13 protein-coding genes and 1 pseudogene are annotated in these 17,163 nt (G+C 33.3%); 7 read left to right on the forward strand and 7 right to left on the reverse strand.

Translation table 11 applies throughout. The features are described 5' to 3' along the window. Positions 1 to 232: 232 nt before the first annotated feature. The 3 genes and pseudogenes from ACODH8_RS14070 (at position 233) to ACODH8_RS14080 (ending at position 6,797) form a co-directional block, all read left to right on the forward strand. Positions 233 to 2,623, forward strand: a complete 2,391-nt coding sequence (locus ACODH8_RS14070) for a DUF1542 domain-containing protein (RefSeq protein ID WP_420517792.1) — start codon at positions 233 to 235, stop codon at positions 2,621 to 2,623. A 28-nt stretch (positions 2,624 to 2,651) separates the two neighbouring features. Continuing rightward, positions 2,652 to 2,891: pseudogene (locus ACODH8_RS14075) on the forward strand (DUF1542 domain-containing protein); the annotation flags it as partial. 33 nt (positions 2,892 to 2,924) lie between these two features. Further along, complete coding sequence (locus tag ACODH8_RS14080) at positions 2,925 to 6,797, forward strand: DUF1542 domain-containing protein (RefSeq protein WP_420517793.1); 3,873 nt, start codon at positions 2,925 to 2,927, stop codon at positions 6,795 to 6,797. Between the two features lie 49 nt (positions 6,798 to 6,846). Here ACODH8_RS14080 and ACODH8_RS14085 read toward each other — a convergent pair whose 3' ends face one another. The 3 genes from ACODH8_RS14085 to ACODH8_RS14095 form a co-directional block, all read right to left on the reverse strand. Beyond that, a complete protein-coding gene (locus ACODH8_RS14085) occupies positions 6,847 to 7,788 on the reverse strand; it encodes an alpha/beta hydrolase (protein WP_332465723.1) in 942 nt (313 codons plus the stop codon). Next, a complete protein-coding gene (locus tag ACODH8_RS14090) occupies positions 7,766 to 8,437 on the reverse strand; it encodes a TetR/AcrR family transcriptional regulator (protein WP_332465724.1) in 672 nt (223 codons plus the stop codon). The genes ACODH8_RS14085 and ACODH8_RS14090 overlap by 23 nt, the downstream gene beginning before the upstream one ends. A gap of 114 nt (positions 8,438 to 8,551) precedes the next feature. Further along, entirely contained in the window at positions 8,552 to 9,094 is a 543-nt protein-coding gene (locus ACODH8_RS14095) for a DUF1269 domain-containing protein (protein WP_332465725.1), read from the reverse strand. Between the two features lie 253 nt (positions 9,095 to 9,347). Here ACODH8_RS14095 and ACODH8_RS14100 point away from each other — a divergent pair, with 253 nt between their 5' ends. Then, a complete protein-coding gene (locus ACODH8_RS14100; protein WP_332465726.1) occupies positions 9,348 to 9,740 on the forward strand; it encodes a YxeA family protein in 393 nt (130 codons plus the stop codon). A 49-nt stretch (positions 9,741 to 9,789) separates the two neighbouring features. Here the strand turns inward: ACODH8_RS14100 and ACODH8_RS14105 are convergent, their stop codons facing one another. Both ACODH8_RS14105 and ACODH8_RS14110 read right to left on the reverse strand, forming a co-directional pair. Next, positions 9,790 to 11,160, reverse strand: a complete 1,371-nt coding sequence (locus tag ACODH8_RS14105; protein WP_332465727.1) for a L,D-transpeptidase family protein — start codon at positions 11,158 to 11,160, stop codon at positions 9,790 to 9,792. Between the two features lie 142 nt (positions 11,161 to 11,302). Continuing rightward, positions 11,303 to 11,896 carry a DUF3885 domain-containing protein gene (locus tag ACODH8_RS14110; protein WP_332465728.1) on the reverse strand — a complete coding sequence of 198 codons (594 nt, stop codon included), beginning with the start codon at positions 11,894 to 11,896 and terminating at the stop codon, positions 11,303 to 11,305. Between the two features lie 144 nt (positions 11,897 to 12,040). Between ACODH8_RS14110 and ACODH8_RS14115 the strand changes: the two genes are divergently transcribed. Then, positions 12,041 to 12,475 (forward strand): DUF1307 domain-containing protein, encoded by a 435-nt coding sequence (locus ACODH8_RS14115; protein ID WP_332465729.1) that lies wholly within the window; start codon positions 12,041 to 12,043, stop codon positions 12,473 to 12,475. A gap of 256 nt (positions 12,476 to 12,731) precedes the next feature. After that, the gene (locus tag ACODH8_RS14120; RefSeq protein ID WP_332465730.1) at positions 12,732 to 13,379 is read left to right on the forward strand and encodes an HAD-IA family hydrolase; all 648 of its coding nucleotides are present in this window, start codon (positions 12,732 to 12,734) and stop codon (positions 13,377 to 13,379) included. A gap of 372 nt (positions 13,380 to 13,751) precedes the next feature. Here ACODH8_RS14120 and ACODH8_RS14125 read toward each other — a convergent pair whose 3' ends face one another. Beyond that, the gene (locus ACODH8_RS14125) at positions 13,752 to 14,483 is read right to left on the reverse strand and encodes a LytTR family DNA-binding domain-containing protein (RefSeq protein WP_332465731.1); all 732 of its coding nucleotides are present in this window, start codon (positions 14,481 to 14,483) and stop codon (positions 13,752 to 13,754) included. Then, a complete protein-coding gene (locus tag ACODH8_RS14130; protein WP_332465732.1) occupies positions 14,476 to 15,765 on the reverse strand; it encodes a GHKL domain-containing protein in 1,290 nt (429 codons plus the stop codon). Before ACODH8_RS14130 ends, ACODH8_RS14125 begins: the two co-directional genes overlap by 8 nt. A gap of 266 nt (positions 15,766 to 16,031) precedes the next feature. Between ACODH8_RS14130 and ACODH8_RS14135 the strand changes: the two genes are divergently transcribed. Continuing rightward, positions 16,032 to 16,772 (forward strand): helix-turn-helix domain-containing protein, encoded by a 741-nt coding sequence (locus tag ACODH8_RS14135; protein WP_332465733.1) that lies wholly within the window; start codon positions 16,032 to 16,034, stop codon positions 16,770 to 16,772. Positions 16,773 to 17,163: the final 391 nt, after the last annotated feature.

Raw genomic sequence — 17,163 nt, forward strand, 5'->3', positions numbered from 1 at the left:
GCGGATAAAAATGAAATTAGGTGGACTGTGTCCTGTTGATTTCCGTCTTAAGATGGCAGTTTAAGACAATAAAAAAGGAGTAGATTTCTCTACTCCAAAAAAGTCTAACTTTTAGGGTTCACTACATACTTATATTTTTTTATTTATTATTCTTGTAACACTTTTAGTACCATATTTTAATCGTTTTTTAGTTTAAACTCATTAAAAATAGGAAAATAAAGGAGTCATTGTTATGAAAAAGAAAAACATTCAACACATTAAATCTGAAACAAAACATCTTGGTAGAGGAAAACTTATTAAGAAAAATAAAGTACTTGTTAGCGTATTAACTACCTCTGTTTTCTTAACAGCGGCTATTTCTGCAACGGCAGAATCATTACCAATCGAACAATTTTTTGAGCCAGCAAATGCAGTTCCATTTGCGGCAGCAACAGAAGCTGTACCATTTCCACAAGAATTTAATAAATTGGATAAAGTTTTAGGTGACAAAGAAGAAACTGCTAAAAAAGCCAAAGTAGACCGTTATGTCTATGCGAATTTTGGAGGATTTCAATTATTTGATAGCACTGGAACAAAAACTTCTTGGAATGACGATAGAATGTTTAGTAATGTAGGGAGCGGAACAGCTACTTGGAAAACGGCTTCTGGACCTCAGAGTAAGAAAGCTCTGTTTTTCAAAAGTCCTGATGCAACGAGTGGTATTAAGTGGGAATTAGATTTAATGCCAAATACCAATTATACGTTTACACTTCAAAATACATTAATGAATTTTAATGGTATTACAAATGGAAAAGTAATCATTACAGATGTTACTAATGGGAAGGTTCTTACAGAAGGGAAAATAGGCCCAACGGCAGCCAAGTTTGACTATAAATTCACAACCCCTACCTCGGACACGGTCGCTCCGAAGATTAGAGTTGAAGTTTTAGGGAAATCAACAACTGAAACGCAAATTTCTGGAGACTTTTGGTTTACTGCAACTGATGCTAAAATAGCTGAGGATAAGACGGGAAATACGGAAAAATTGAATTCATTTTATAAACTGTCAAAAGTCCAAGGTAAAACGGTGGATGCTTTAATGACCGAACAAGACTTAGTTTATTATGACAGTGCGAATAACAATAGCCAAATTATTCCAACTTATGGAGATAAGACAATAATAGATGCTACATCAGTAGGGGCTAAAAGCAAAATATTTACAGGAACAGGAACAGTTGCTAAATGGGGCAAATCTCAAGTAACTGGCAAATTAAATATCACAGTAACCAATGACATTCAATTAATAGCAGATATTGATAAAGCAGCTACAGATACAATTGCAGCAATCAATGCTGATTCGTCATTAACAGCAGCGACTAAAGCTGAACAAATAAAAGCAGTTGAGGACGCACAAAAAGTAGCAAAAGGTCTTATTGAAGAAGGCAATTCAGCAAAAGAGCTTGAAGATGCAACAGCAAATGGCATTAAAGCTATTACTGATGCTCATGTGGCAGGAGCTCCATTAGCAGATCAGCAAAAAGAAGCTAAAGCTGACTTAAAAGAAGTTGCTGATGCAACGAAAGTTAAAATTAATGGTGACGCTAATTTAAGTAAAGATGAAAAAGAACAACAAATTAAGAATGTAGATGCAGCCCTAAAAGCAGCTGAAGATGCGATTGATGCTACTGAAACAGTTGAAGCAATGGAAGCAGCACTTACTACTGGAGAAGCAGATATCAAATCTAAATATGCGGCTGGGACAGCTCTAGAAACTCAAAAAGAAACGGCTAAAACAGCAATTACTGATGAGTTGAAAAAAGTAACTGATGCGATTGAAGGAGATAATACTCTAACAACAACTGAAAAAGAAGAACAGAAAAAAACAGCTAAAGAAGCGGCTGATGCAGCAACCAAAGCCATTGATGAAGCTGAAACAGCTGACGGTATTTTAGATGCTAAAAATTCAGGTATGACAGCCATAGATGAAGCTCATAAAGAAGTGACGTCTCTTGAAAAGAGAAAAGAAGAAGCGATTAAAGAGATTGAAGCAGCAAAAAAAGAAGCTATTTTAAAAATTGATGGAGATAATACCTTAACGGAAGCTGAAAAAACAGAACAAAAAGCAGCTGTAGAAGCAGCAGCTGATGCAGCTAAAGAAGAAATTGATGGGTTAGAAACAGCAGATGATATTGTTAAGTCAGTAGAAGCTAGTGTTGATAAAATCGGTAAAATTCCTCATTCTAATGATTCTTTAGAAGACCAACAAGCAGCAGCTAAAGCTAATTTAGATAAGGTGTTAGAAGAAACTATCTCTAATATTGAAAAAGATTCTAATCTAAGTGATGCTGCTAAAACAGAACAAAAAGAAAAAGCAAAATCAGCTTATAATGATGGAATCGAAGCTATTGGTAACGCGACGGATGCAGATGGATTAAATACAGCAGTATCAGACGGGAAAACAGCAATCGAAGATAGCTATAAAAAGGGCACGCCTTTAAATGAACAGCAAGAAAAAGCCAAAGATAATTTATCAGAAGTTGCTAGATTAACAAAAGAGAAAATTGATGCAGATGCTAATTTAAGTGATGCTGATAAAACAGCACAAAAAGCAGCAGTTGATAGTGCATTAGAAGAATGGCATTGACGCAGCAAAAGGTGATGGAATTGAAGCAATTGATGGAAATTACCAACCAGGTAGCTCTTTAGTTGAAAGAAAACAATCAGCCAAAGATGCTCTGATTGAAGAAGCAAATGAAATTAAAGATCTAATTGCCAATGACCCAACTTTAACAGCAGATGAAAAAGTTGCTCAAAGTGCAGCTGTAGATACGGCATTAAATAACGGACTTACAGCAATTGACAATGCACCTGATGCTTCTGGTGTTGATAATGCTAAGGGTGATGGTATTACTAATATTGATGGTGTTTACCAACCAGGCGATGGTTTGAATTTAAGAAAAGATTCAGCCAAAGAAGCGTTAGAAAAAGAAGCAGCAAAAATAAGAGAAGCGATTGAATCTGATTCAACTTTAACAGGAGAAGAAAAAGCAAATCAAATTTCAGGTGTGAATAGTTCTTTAGAAACAGCTCTTGGAGCAGTAGATGCCGCTCAAAATGCTGACGGTGTAGATGCAGCCAAAGGTGAAGGAATTACAGCGATTGATGGTAATTACCAGCCTGGTACTCCGATCTTAGAAAGAAAAGATAATGCTAAAAACGAGATTGATGAAGATGCAGAACGCGTTAAAGAAAGAATTAATAACGATGCAAGTTTAACGGATGAAGAAAAAGCGGTTCAAAGTGCAGCAGTAGATACAGCAGCAGAGAATGCCAAAGCAGCAATCGACGCAGCAACTGATGCAAGTGGAGTAGACAGTGCCAGAGGTCAAGGAGTTACAGATATTAATGGTAGCTACCAACCAGGTGAAATGAACTTAGAAGAACGTAAAGCAGCAGCAAAAGCGGATATTGATGATGCTGAATCTGATGCAATTAATCGTATTAATTCTGATCCTACATTAACAGCAGAAGAAAAAGCGAATCAAGTTGCTGGCGTTACATCTGCAGCAGAGAATGCAAGAGGGGCAATTGATGGAGCAACAGATGCTAGTGGTGTTGATAGAGCGCAAGGTCAAGGCATTACAGCGATTGATAACAACTACAAACCAGGAATACCATTAGACAGCCGTAAAGACGCAGCAAAAGCTGGTATTGAAGAAGAAAGACTAGTGATAATTGATAAGATTAACAATGACTCAACGTTAACAGAAGAAGAAAAAGCAACTCAAATTGCTGGAGCTAATGCAGCAGCAGACAACGCTTTAGCCGCAATTGATGGAGCAACTGATGCGAGTGGTGTTGATACAGCTAAAGGTCAAGGAATTACGGCAATTGATAATAACTATAAACCAGGCAGCCCGTTAGATTCTCGTAAAGAATTAGCCAAAGAGGGCATTGATGAAGCAGCAGAAGAATTAAAAGAACGTATTTTAAATGATGTTACTTTAACAGATGAAGAAAAAGCGACACAAATTGCTGGTGCTAATGAAGATGCGGACAAAGCAAAAGCAGCGATTGATGCAGCAACAGATGCAAGTGGAGTAGACAATGCCAAAGGTAGAGGTATCACAGAAATTGATGACAACTACCAACCAGGAAATCCATTAGATGGTCGTAAAGAGCTAGCTAAAGAAGGTATTGATACAGCAGCTAAAGAAGCAATCGACAAGATTAAGAATGACCCAACATTAACAACAAAAGAAAAAGAAACTCAAATTGCTGGTGTTAATGAAGATGCAGCAAAAGCAAAAGAAGCAATTGATGGAGCAACAAACGCAAGTGGAGTAGATGCGGCTAAAGGAGATGGTATTGAAGAAGTAGATAATAACTACCAACCAGGAAATCCATTAGACGGTCGTAAGGAAGATGCTAAGAACGATATTGATCGCTTTACTGAAGAGGCAATTGATAGAATTACCAATGACCCTACTCTAACAAAAGAAGAAAAAGAGAAACAAATTGCTGGTGTTAATGAAGATGCAGACAAAGCAAAAGCAGCGATTGATGCAGCAACAGATGCAAGTGGAGTAGACGCTGCTAAAGGTGAAGGTGTTACAGAAATTGATGATAACCATCAATCTGGTAACCCACTTGATAGCAGAAAAGAGTTGGCAAAAGAAGCAATTGATAAAGCTGCAACAGATGCGAAAGATAAAATTGCGAATGATCCAACTTTAACAAAAGAAGAAAAAGCAAAACAAAGTGAGGCAGTAGATGCTTCTAAGGACAAAGCAAAAGAAACAATCGATGCTGCGACTGATGCAAGCGGAGTAGACAATGCTAAAGGTCAAGGCATTACAGCGATTGATGGAAATTATCAACCAGGAAATCCTTTAACAGACCGTAAAGAAGCAGCTAAAAAAGACATTGATAAGGAAGCAAACGCAACAAAAGAAAAAATCAATAATGACAAGACTTTAACAGCATTAGAAAAAGAAACTCAAATTCAAGAAGTTGATGCAGAAGCAACAAAAGCGAAGGAAGCAATTGATACAGCAACTGACGCGAGTGGCGTAGACAATGCTAAGGGTCAAGGGATTACAGAAATTAATAAAAAATATCAAACTGGTAGTGGTTTAGAAACTAGAAAAGAATCTGCCAAAGCTGATATTGATGCAGCAGCTAAAGCAACAAAAGATAAAATTGTGAATGACCCTAGTTTAACAGCAGCTGAAAAAACAGAACAAAGTAAATCTGTGGATGCAGCAGCTAAGAAAGCGAAAGAAGCAATTGATGCAGCAACTAACGCTGATGGAGTAGATGTAGCTAAAGGTCAAGGAATAACAAACATTGACCAAGCTTATCAACCAGGAGCACCTGTAGAAGGTGTTAAAGAGACAGCGAAAAATGAAATTGACGCAGCAGCTGAAGCAACAAAAGACAAAATTAATAAGGATGCTACTTTAACATCAGCAGAAAAAGCAGAACAAAGTAAAGCAGTAGATGCTGAAGCTAAAAAAGCAAAAGATGCCATTGATGCTGCTAAAGATGTAGATGCAATCAAAGAAACAAGAGATAAAGGTGTATCAAGTGTTAACGAACAACACGAAACAGGAAAAGCACTAGACTCTCAAAAAGAAGCAGCGAACAAAGCGATTGAAGAAGCAGCAGCGAAAGAAAAAGCAGACATTGCGAAAGATGCTAGCTTAAGTAAAGAAGAAAAAGCAAAACAAACAGCAGCAGTAGATGCAGAAGTGAAAGCAGCGAAAGAAGCTATTAGCAAAGCTGAAAATGCAGATGCAATTAATGTAGCAAGAGACAAAGGTGTATCAAGTATTGACGAACAACATAAAGCAGGAACATCTTTAGAGTCTCAAAAAGAAGCAGCAAACAAAGCAATTGACGAAGCAGCAGCGAAAGAAAAAGCAGACATTGCAAAAGATGCTAGCTTAAGTAAAGAAGAGAAAGCGAAACAAACAGCAGCAGTAGATGCAGAAGTGAAAGCAGCGAAAGAAGCAATTAGTAAAGCTGAAAGTGCAGATGCAATCAATGCAGCAAGAGACAAAGGTGTATCAAGTATTGATGAGCAACATAAAGCAGGAACATCTTTAGAGTCTCAAAAAGAAGCAGCAAACAAAGCAATTAATGAAGCAGCAGAGAAAGCAAAAGCAGAAATTGCCAAAGATGCTAGCTTGAGTAATGAAGAGAAAGCGAAACAAACAGCAGCAGTAGATGCAGAAGCAAAAGCAGCGAAAGAAGCAATTAGTAAAGCTGAAAGTGCAGATGCAATCAATGAAGCAAGAGACAAAGGTGTATCAAGTATTAACGAGCAACATAAAGTAGGAACACCTTTAGAGTCTCAAAAAGAAGCAGCTAAAAAAGAGCTTGAAGCTATTGCAGAAGCAACGAAAGATAAAATTAATAATGACACTAAATTAACTGCTAAAGAAAAAGAAGTACAAATTAAAGCAGTTGAAGAAGCGTTAAAAGCAGCAGAAAAATTAATTAATAAAGCTGAAGATGCAGACGCAATTAATAAAGCTAAAAAAGAAGCTGTAACTACTATTGAAGCTCAGTACAAACCAGGTAAGAAAACAACTGGTGGAACTGGTAACAATGGTGGAGGATCTTACACAGGTGGTAAAGGCGGTACGTATACTGGAGGAAGTAATACTTCAGGAACAACTGGTAAAGGTGGTTCATTACCAAAAACTGGTAGTGAAGCAACTAGCGGGCTGTTTGCAGGAATAGTGGGACTAGGATTATCAGGACTAGCTTTCCTTGGATTCAGAAGAAAAGAAGATGAAGTAGAGAAATAAAAAGAAATATAAAAGAGCCAGAAAGCATTTAGCTTTCTGGCTCTTTTGATTACTTATTAATTTCTTTCATAAAAGCAATTGTTTCTTTAGCAATTGCTTCAGATTGTGTGTGGTGTAAATAATGTTGTCCTTCTAATTGAACCATTTTCCCTGTTTTCACTTGGTCGATTTGTTTTTGATGCTCTGAAACCCAGTCATCTCTTTCGTCGTTAATCGCAACAAATAAAAGAGTGGGTAAATCATTTGGTAATACCATTTCCTCAGTTGCTTTGAAGTTATCCATAATATTGTCTAACTCGTTATTTTGGGTAGGGTTATCTAGATTTTTTAAAGTAATCATTCTCATTTGATCTATATTAGGATTATCAGCAGTGACCCCTAACCCTTTGACTGGATTAGCATCAATAACAAGACGCATAATACCAGATTTTTTTAATAAGTTGAACCAAGTCATGTTAATAGTTTCCATTTTTTGAGTAGGTACACTGGTATCAACTCCTAAAAAGGCAGCAACTTTTTCATCAGGATAGCGATTAACGTAGTTGACAGTGTATAGTCCAGCAATTGAATGTCCGCCTAAAACATAGTTATCAACATCAAGTTGTGTAATAACCTCATGCATTTCTTCTACTATATTATCAATAGTTCGCTCTCTTTTAGTTGGTGTACTTAGACCGTAGCCAAATGGTTCTACAACAATCACTTCAAATTCTTCTTCTAATTTAGATGTTAAAGGTAGAAAATCGTAATGAGGAGAGGCTGTCCCAAATCCTGGGAATAAAATAATACTTTGTTTTCCTTCTCCGCTTCCAGAACGAACTACGTTGATTTTACCATCGAAAACATCTAGTTGTTCACCGTAAGCTTCAATTTTTTTGGCTTCACTTTTTAAACGGATTTGATTATTTAAATACGTTCCTCCTAAAAATAAAACGACTAATACTAATAAACCTAATAAAATATTTCGACTAATTTTGAGTGCTTTCTTCATGTTTCAGTTCCTCAGTTCTTTCCAATATTTTTTGTTGAATACTATTTATGACATGTTCATCTAGAACGTTAATTTCCATTTTTTTTAAAATGTATTTAGAAGTTTCTAGCTTTTGATAAAAATTTTCAAAATCATTTAAAAAGAGTGTTGTGTTGTACCAAGTGGTTAATAGAAATAATACAACTTCAGCTACTAACGGCGGATGTGGTACGTTTGTTGAACCATCTTGATTACCTTCAATGATAAACTCGCTCATAACGGGAATAAAAACAGAGTGAGTAAGTTTTAGATATTTAAGTGATAATAAAGGTTCTTTCATTAACTCAGGTGAGAATTGAAGGTACTTTTGAACTTCTTCATGAAACATCGCTTCTAAAAAAAGATGTTGGATTTTTTCTAAACCGTTGAGTTCTTTATTTTGTTTAATCTGATTAATTAAATCTTCACTTGGCATGAAGTGACGCATTAAAGCATCTAAAATACCTTCTTTTGATTTGAAATGGTGGTAGATAGCACCTTTTGATAAACCGTCAAGTTGATTGACAATATCTTGAATAGCTGTTTTTTGATAACCTTTTTCAGTAAATAATTTACCAGCAGCAAAGAGAATATCTTCTTTTGTTTGTTCACTGTCGTATCGTTGTTTCATTCTAAATCCCCCTTAAAATAGTGAAACATTCTTTGGTATGTTTTACTATAATCTAAAAAATAAAAAAAGTCAAAAAAAAGAAACGAACCATAAGTTCATTTCTTTTTTGATTTTTTATTTTCTAAACCAACGTTTTCTTGCGTGTTCTTCAGCTTCTTGTTGTGTTTGTTGAGCTTCTTGAAGTTCTTCCTCAACCATTTCTTTACTTAGACGTTCAATTTTACCGTTTAGTTGCTCTAAGACAATGTCATCTACATGTCCTGTATTAGGTTCGTCGCAAATTAAGATTAATCCAGTTTCACCTTCAGGTATGATAGCCAGTGATTTTTCAAAGATAGACATGGCATTTTTAACTTCTTTTACGTCTTTAGAAGATCCAATTAAGCTACCAGTAAACCAACCTAGTAATACGCCTAAAGGTCCACCAAGTATTCCTACAAGCATTCCAATCATACTACCTTTGAAGTTTTTATCTGCACCAGTAAAATCAATAAAATCTTTTGGTTCTAAATTATGATTAGCACGATGTTCAAGGATAGCCATTTGCTCTCCTTTGATACTTCCAGATTGGTGCAATCTCTTAAGTTCAGAAAAAGCTTGATAAGATTTACTCTCTGAATCAAAACTCATAATAATTACTTTTTCGTTAGTTGCCATATGTATTTCCCCCTTGGTTATTTATAAATTAATTATAACGATGAGGTATGAATTAATAAGGAGATTGTGGTGAATTAATGGATTGAACTAAGTAAAAAGAATGAATATATTGCAAAGATTAAGAATGAGTTTATAGATAGAGATGGATAATAGTATCTGCCTAAAGTATGAGAATTAATCACTCCTGTAGCCTTTTTCTATTACTGGATAAATAGCTATAATTAAGTTATTAAGAATTGAAGGAATGGTATAAATGAAGAAATTTTTTGCAGGTATCATAGTGTTAGGGTTAATAGGAGTAGGAACACCAATAATAGGTTCTATGGTGATTAAAAATACTAAACAAACTAGTGAAAATGATTTAGCTCAGGTATTTGATCGTTTTAATATTTTAATAAAAGAGGAACCCAGTTATGTTGTAACAGACAGTTCTAAAGCTGAAAAACAGAGCCCAGGTGGTTACATATATCATCAGGAAGTTATCAGCCAAAGTGGTAAGAAGTATGAATTATCTTATTATGCAGGACATGAACTTAAAGAAGGAGCGATTTTAAAATTAAAAACTAAAGGCCGTTATGTTGAAACATGGACAGAAGTAGAAAAAGAAGAAGTACCAGAGAAAATTTTAACTGAATTAACAATATAAAAAATAAGCTAGCCAATAATTAGGCTAGCTTATTTTTGGATTAACTGATTTAAAATACAACAACCGGTACGCCAACGTCAATCATACTAAATAATTTTGTCATAACAGAAGGGGGTGTATTGATACATCCATGAGAACCAACTGTTAAATGAGAGTCGCCACCGTATGAGCCTTCAGCTTGCCAAGGTGAATCATGAATTCCGACTCCAGTCCAATCAATAGGCATCCAGTAATCAACAGGACTTGCATAATCTTCTCCTTTTAATATGGCGTCTCGTTCTTTGTTCCAAACGTAGAAGACACCTGGAGGAGTTGGTGTGCTAGGTTTTCCTGTAATAACAGGAGTTTCCAAAGCAACAACACCATCTTTGTAGTACCACATATGTTGATTTTGTAAATCAACTTCGATATAGCTGTTACCAATTAAAGGTGAGGCAGGAGTGCCACTACCCTGGAAAGCAGGAACACGACCACTGAAATCTTCGCCTTGTAAAATAGCTGCTGTTAATTGCTCTGTTTCAGTATCTGTTGCAATCGTCCAACTTAAAGCACCAGCAGGCACACTAACTTCCCCACGTTTAGTACTCTTAAATTTAGATGCATTAGTACTTGTGTTGTAAGTAGCTCCTAATTCAGCAACATACTCACGTACTTTATCTTGTTGTAAATCAAGTTCACCATCTTCAAAAGTTACCCAAGTAGCGATAGTTTCTTTTGGAATGACTACTTCTTGACCATTGATACTATAAGAAGCATTGATGTCTGCAATCTTGTTGATGTGCTCCATCTCTTTCTCAATAGTACCATCAGTGGCTAATACAGTTGGTTTATCAACAAATTTAGTCATCTCAATAGTAGATTCGCCTTTAATGATACTTTCCTTAGCTGAGGCAATAAAATCTTTAGTATTAATTGTATTACCTTGTACCTCAGGAATAACTTGGAATTTACCATCTTTATGGCCTACTGAGGCATTTTTAGAAGGTGTACGATCTTTATTAAAAGTATCTATCTCTTTTTTTAGAGCGGTTAGATTTTTTTCGACAGCTTTTTCATCGACCTTTTTAGTGTCAATAACAACATCTTTTGGCGCTTTAAAGTAAGGCATAAACCATGTCCATGGGTTATGCTTAGACATTACTTTATTAACCGTTTCTTCTACATTATATGCCATTCCAAAATCTGTCTTAGGAATAGACTTCCATTCTTTACCATCCAAAGTGACTTGATACATTTGCTCGTTAGTTGAAGCTTCAATTTTTTTTACAGCTTCTTTTGTGGTTAGACCACTAACATCAGTATTCCCGATAGTTGTTTTATTGAGAAACTTATCTTGAAATTGAATGGCTTGGTAACAATAAACAATCATCAAGATTAGTAATATCACCAAAGGGACCAACAGCCATTGTTTCTTACTCATACGTGTACTCCTTTAAACTTTTTTGTAACAATATTGTAACATAAAAGGCGATAAATACAAGAATAAGTGCTCATATGTTCTGTGAAAGTAAGAGAAAATTAAGAAAAATGTCTTTTAGTTAGAATTAGTTAGAAATTAAATGTTACAACTTGTCTTGATAGAATTTAGTCATGTTATTCAAATCGTAATCTAGTAACCAACTATAATAAGTATGATATAGATTTTTTTGGTAACTAAAATTATCTGACCAAATATCACAACCTCGGTCATCATAGATATTAAGAATGACATTGTCCTTTTTATGATAAAAAATAATAGGATTTTTTATTTTTAACTTTCCATAGTTAAAAAAATCTTGATAACAAATACCATCAATTAATTTGTTAAGTCGCAAGTTGGATTGTTCAGTTTCGATAACCAAAAGTGTTACTGGGTTCAGTTCATCCTCATCACTCCATGCGTCAGAACTAAAGCTATCAATTATCTTAAAAGAGTTACGATGTAGGTATTTTGAGATATGACTTGGAAAAGCCTTGTCATATAAAACCAAAATGAGTTGAATGGTATCAGTATTCTTAAAGATTTCTTGAAATAAACAATGAGCTCTTATTTTTGCTCGTTCAACACGAGGAAAGTAATCCATCTCTTCACCAAAAGCTAACTCGAAACGAAGATTTTCTTTTAGTAGATAGGTATGATGGTGGTTTAAATAAATATTTCTTAATGGTTGTGCCAAAGCAGACATCTCCTTTTCACCGATTAATTTATAAGAACTATATCATATTTTATACTGAATAGAGCATGAAATACATTTTCAATAATAGGGGATATGATATAATTATTGTATATGTTTACTACAACTTATTTAGGAGGAGTCATTATGAAAAAATGTGTCTTACCATTGTTTTTAACAGTTCTAGTGGTGGTGCTATCGGCTTGTAGCTCAAGCAGTAAAAGTGTGTATCAACAAGAGGAAGATGGAACAGTAACAACAGTTACCTTAGCTCATAAAAAAGATAAGCTTGAATCGATTGAAACAAAAATCGTTTATGACTATGCTTATTTTGGTGTTGATAATAAAGAACATGCAGAAGAAATGTTAAAAGAATTTATACCTGATGAAGAAGATATTAAAGACTCAAAAGTTAGTATTCGTTATAAAGAGCATGAATTAGAAATTCAATCAACTCTGGATTTATCTAAAGAGAATCCGGAAATCGGAATTGTCTATCCAGAACTTAATTCTGGTAAAGGTTATTATAGTTTTGAAGGGATGGAGACCCTATTAACCGCAAGTGGATTTAAGAAAAAATAGTTATCTTAAAACTCTCTTAAGTTTTTCTTCGTAAATATTAAAAGATTTTGTCAAAAATAATTCATATTTTAACTTTATTATATAAGCATACCAACAAAACAACCCTAACAAACTTTTTCATTTTATTTACTCCTCCAAAGTAAATAAAACAACTCCTTTTTAGCTCTTAGCCTAATGCTAAGGGCTTTTTTGTTACTATTCAATAATTAAGTGACTATGTTACCATATATAAGAATAGGAATTAGGAGGTAATGAGATGAGAAAAATTATTTTATTTGATTTAGATGGTACATTGATAGAATCAGGAGAAGGCATTATCAATTCTTTAAAATATGCATTTCAAAAAATGGAACGAGAGGTGCCTTCCTCAGAAGAGTTACGCGTTTTTATCGGACCTCCTTTATTGGAACAATTTATGAGTTATGCCAATTTTGATTTAGAGGAAGCGACTCAAGCAGTTGATTATTATCACAGCCGTTATAAGCCGATTGGTTTATTTGAGGCAAGTCCTTATAAAGGAATAGGAGATATGTTAAAAGAGTTGCAACAAGAAGGATATGAGTTGGCAGTTGCTTCATCAAAGCCAGAAGAATTAGTAAAATCAGCTTTAAGTCATTTTAAGTTAAGCGATTATTTTACTGAAATAGTCGGAAGTTCAGGAGAGCTTAGAACGAAAGGTTTAGTTATTAAAGAGGCTATTAGCAGATTATCTGCTGATAAATATCAGGATAAAATTATCATGGTAGGTGATAAAGAACATGATGTTTTAGGTGCTAGGGAAGAGTCTTTGGATTGTCTATCTGTTTTATATGGTTATGGGACAATAGATGAATTAGAAGCAGTAAGTCCCTTTAAGATAGTTAAAAGCGTGATGGGTTTAAGAAATGAATTAATTATTTTTTAATGTTTCATCAAAATTCATCAGCGCTATACAGAATATACTTAATTAAAAAAAGAGAATTTTACAAAATAACGTTTGTGAGTTAATTTGAGTCGTTCATGAATAAAAGGCGTTTTATCCTCTTAATCTAGTATAATGAAGGCGTAATAATTTATATAATTCCAATCTCTTATCTGAGATGAGACAAACATGTTGATTAAGTATTTCGGTGATTAACTAACTATAAGAAGGCTATTTAAATGTTGACATCCCCTAATCCCACAATCCCTTATTAAAATAAGGCCATAACAAATAGTAACCGAAATATTTAATCAACATGCCTAAAAATAAAAACCATTTGATCAATTTAGATTGATCAAATGGTTTTTTGTCTGGTCATTTTAATAATTTCATTTTTCTAACCGAGATTAAACAGGTTTCTCCATTATTCATAGTGACAGTACGCTCTTTAGAGTCCATAAGTTTTACATTATCCTTATTGATTAAAAAAGATTTATGAATTCGTATAAAACTTTCTGACATAATCTCTATATCCGTTAAGGACTCATAAAGTTCAATGGTTCCATTGGTTAAATGGAGTCTAATTTTATGTGGAGTATCAGTGGTTTCAAAAAACATAATATCTTGTAAATCAAAATAGCGTATTTGATTATTTATCTTAAATTTTAAACGGTTTTCTTCATTTCGTTTTGGAGAAAAGTAGTAATCATGAGATATATCAAGACATTCATGGATTCGTTTTCTAATTAATTTAGGGTCATCTTTAATAATGTAATCCATGGCTTCAACTTTATAGGTGAATGTTAAACTTAATAAATCACTGTGAGTGGTAATGAAAATAATCTTAGCATCAATGTCTTTTTTTCTAATGAGTGAAGCTAATTTAATTCCATCAAGCTCCATTTCAAAATCAATGTCTAGAAAATAGATACCGCGAACATCCTCAGTTTGTTCCATGTAATCTATTAGCTCATAAGGATTTGTTGTTGAGAGCTCAATATGCATATCATAGTCTTCAATCATAATATAAGTCTTAATAACATTTTCTAATTGTTGTAATTGAGTTGGGTTATCTTCGCAGATAAATACCGAAAGCAGTTTAATCATCTCCTTTTAAAATAGCTATTTTTTGAATAAAGCTATTGTTTGTAATCGTTGTTTCTAAGGTAAGTCGTTTTTCTTTATCGCTTAAAGATTTCAGAGTTGATAAGCCTAGACCTCGTCCGCTACCTTTAGTTGAAAACCCTTCTTGAGTTAAAACATGCAAAGGTGGCATTTGTTTAGTGATAGGATTTTTGATAACAAATAAATAAAAGTCATCCATATCAAATAATCCAATTTTAATTTTGTTATTAGTTGTATGTAGCACTTCTTCAATACTATTGTCTAAAATAATACCTAGCATACGGACAATGATGATTGGATCTATTGGCATATCAATTAAAATAGTATCCGGTACTTCTAAAGTAATATCAATATCTTGCTCTTTTGCTAAAATTAATTTAAGAGCAATGATACTTTTAATCTCTTCAGAATGAATATTACTTAAATCCTGAAAATGAGTATCAGCATGGCCCATATCAATTTGAGTTAATAAAATGTGATTATTAAAGTAATCTTTTAATTTTGCTAAATCATTTTGTTCAATAAAATAATTTAACGAAGCTAAGATATTAATATAGTCATGTCTAAATTTTCTTAACTCTCTGTACTGATTTTGCATTTCATTGGAATAACGTTGTAAATATTCCTGTTCAATTCGTTGCTGCTCAACTTGTAATTTAAGTTCCTGTTTCTCAGATAAAGTTAATAAAATAATATAAGTCAATAAAGCAAAAATAAGAATAAGTAAGGTAAATATTACTTCAAAAAAGTAAGGTGTTGCATAACGATAAACGTAATAAATTTGATAGACGAAAAAGAAAATTAACCCAATATTAAGAGCAATTTTTTCTTTTTTTTCAGTAGAGAAAAAAGGAATAACAAAAGCAATGATTAATTTGCTAACTAGAGCAATCGTTAAATAGGTTCCTATCTCTAATAGTAAAAAATAAAAAGAACTCTTATCAGGATTTTCCATTGTAATAATTCGTCTTTCAAGTGGTGTCGTAAAAATACCTAAAAGTAAAACAAGCTCAAAAGGAAATAAAATATGAAGCATTTTATTAAAGAGGGAGTATTCTTTATTGGTAGCAAAAGAAGCTAGTAGAAGAAAAGCAAAAAAGAATAAAATACTAATAAAAGTTGATCGACTAGCAATGGTTGCTGCAAATATAAAAGCAATTAAAAACAAAGCACTACTTCTAATATTTTTCAATCGAGGATAATTACAGATGATAAAAGCTAGTGAAATTTTTAGTAGATTGGATATACTGATATATAAAAACATAGGACTCACTTTCTAAAACGATAGATGTTTTTGGTTATTGTTATTAAAAATAAAAAGTTATTTTAGGTTAATAATAGCATAAAATAACTTTTTTATAGGTGTTAAAAACTAATTTTATATTAAGGTAGATTATTTTATAAATGAAGTACTAGCAAGGGTTATAAGCAATGTTATCATTTGTAGCATGGTTAAATTAAGATGTTTCTTTTTGTTTCTAGTCACGTAGCGTATAATTTGTTTATGCTTATTTCAAGGAGGTGAATCAAGTGGAGATTGGAAAAATAATAAAAGAAAATCGTTCTTTAAAACAACTAACACAAGAAGAATTAGCTCAGGAATTTTTTGTTAGTCGTCAGTTAATATCTAAGTGGGAAAATGGGAAAAGTTATCCTGACTTAGAGCAATTACTAAAGCTCAGTGATTTTTTCGATTTAACTCTTGATGAACTATTGAGAGGAGATAAGAAAATGGTGTCTAAGATATCTAATAGTGTGAAGAAGAAAAGAATAATGATTGGAATCATTTTATTTTTAGCAAGTATTATTGTGGGTATGGGATATTTCTATTGGTCCCAACAAGTCATTTTTTTGAACCCAGATGAGATAGAAGTTGTTTCTATTAATAAAATAAAAATACCTAAGCAAACGATGTATGACAGCACTTTGAAAAAGGAAATACTAATTCCAGAAGATGTTAAGTATCAAATCGAGATAGAATCTAAGAAAAATTTTGTCAAAATTAATCAGGCAGAAGTATTTGGGACACTGGATATAGATGATGAAAATATTTACGTTTATGTTCAAGCACAACCTTCTATTTTTAATCTAAATAGTCAAGCAACCCTATCAATTGAGGCGAATCCTAAAATAATATCTAGTGAGAATGAAGTAAAGATAATAACTAATAATAATAAAGCAATTCGAATTCTTGATGTAACGACTTATAAGGATAGCGAAGATCAGATAGATCATAGTTTGAAATGGATAGAAAAAGAAAAATTACAATAAAAAATACTATTGATAAAAGGTGTGGAAATGGATGTTTCCACACCTTTTATTTGTTTTTTCATAGCAATATTTATTTAAATTGTTAATGGAAATTAAAATTTTTATCTTATGTTCGCTTTACAACGCGAACGTACATTCGTATAATATGATACATAAAGATGAAAGAAAGAAGGTATTGTTGTGAGTTTTAATTATCAACAATATTTTAACTATGCACAGGAAAAACGAGAAGCTATTTTGTGTATTGATATGAAAAGTTTTTACGGTGCGAAACGTTCCTAACTGAAAAGGTTAGGCACACAAGATTTTCTTGTGTAGAACTAATGATTTGAGGAGTGAAATGAAGGTGTAACGACCTGAAGTGCTCCCTCTAATACTCCGATTGGCAATC

Source organism: Vagococcus fluvialis (genome assembly GCF_048815235.1).
In the GTDB taxonomy this organism is placed as follows: Bacteria; Bacillota; Bacilli; order Lactobacillales; family Vagococcaceae; genus Vagococcus.

What these genes read in the sequence shown, in the direction of transcription:
- ACODH8_RS14090 (WP_332465724.1), bottom strand. Translation starts at nt 8,437, where the DNA reads ATGAAACAACGATACGACAGTGAACAAACAAAAGAAGATATTCTCTTT.
- ACODH8_RS14085 (WP_332465723.1), bottom strand. Translation starts at nt 7,788, where the DNA reads ATGAAGAAAGCACTCAAAATTAGTCGAAATATTTTATTAGGTTTATTA.
- ACODH8_RS14120 (WP_332465730.1), top strand. Translation starts at nt 12,732, where the DNA reads ATGAGAAAAATTATTTTATTTGATTTAGATGGTACATTGATAGAATCA.
- ACODH8_RS14105 (WP_332465727.1), bottom strand. Translation starts at nt 11,160, where the DNA reads ATGAGTAAGAAACAATGGCTGTTGGTCCCTTTGGTGATATTACTAATC.
- ACODH8_RS14070 (WP_420517792.1), top strand. Translation starts at nt 233, where the DNA reads ATGAAAAAGAAAAACATTCAACACATTAAATCTGAAACAAAACATCTT.
- ACODH8_RS14100 (WP_332465726.1), top strand. Translation starts at nt 9,348, where the DNA reads ATGAAGAAATTTTTTGCAGGTATCATAGTGTTAGGGTTAATAGGAGTA.
- ACODH8_RS14115 (WP_332465729.1), top strand. Translation starts at nt 12,041, where the DNA reads ATGAAAAAATGTGTCTTACCATTGTTTTTAACAGTTCTAGTGGTGGTG.
- ACODH8_RS14095 (WP_332465725.1), bottom strand. Translation starts at nt 9,094, where the DNA reads ATGGCAACTAACGAAAAAGTAATTATTATGAGTTTTGATTCAGAGAGT.
- ACODH8_RS14130 (WP_332465732.1), bottom strand. Translation starts at nt 15,765, where the DNA reads ATGTTTTTATATATCAGTATATCCAATCTACTAAAAATTTCACTAGCT.
- ACODH8_RS14125 (WP_332465731.1), bottom strand. Translation starts at nt 14,483, where the DNA reads ATGATTAAACTGCTTTCGGTATTTATCTGCGAAGATAACCCAACTCAA.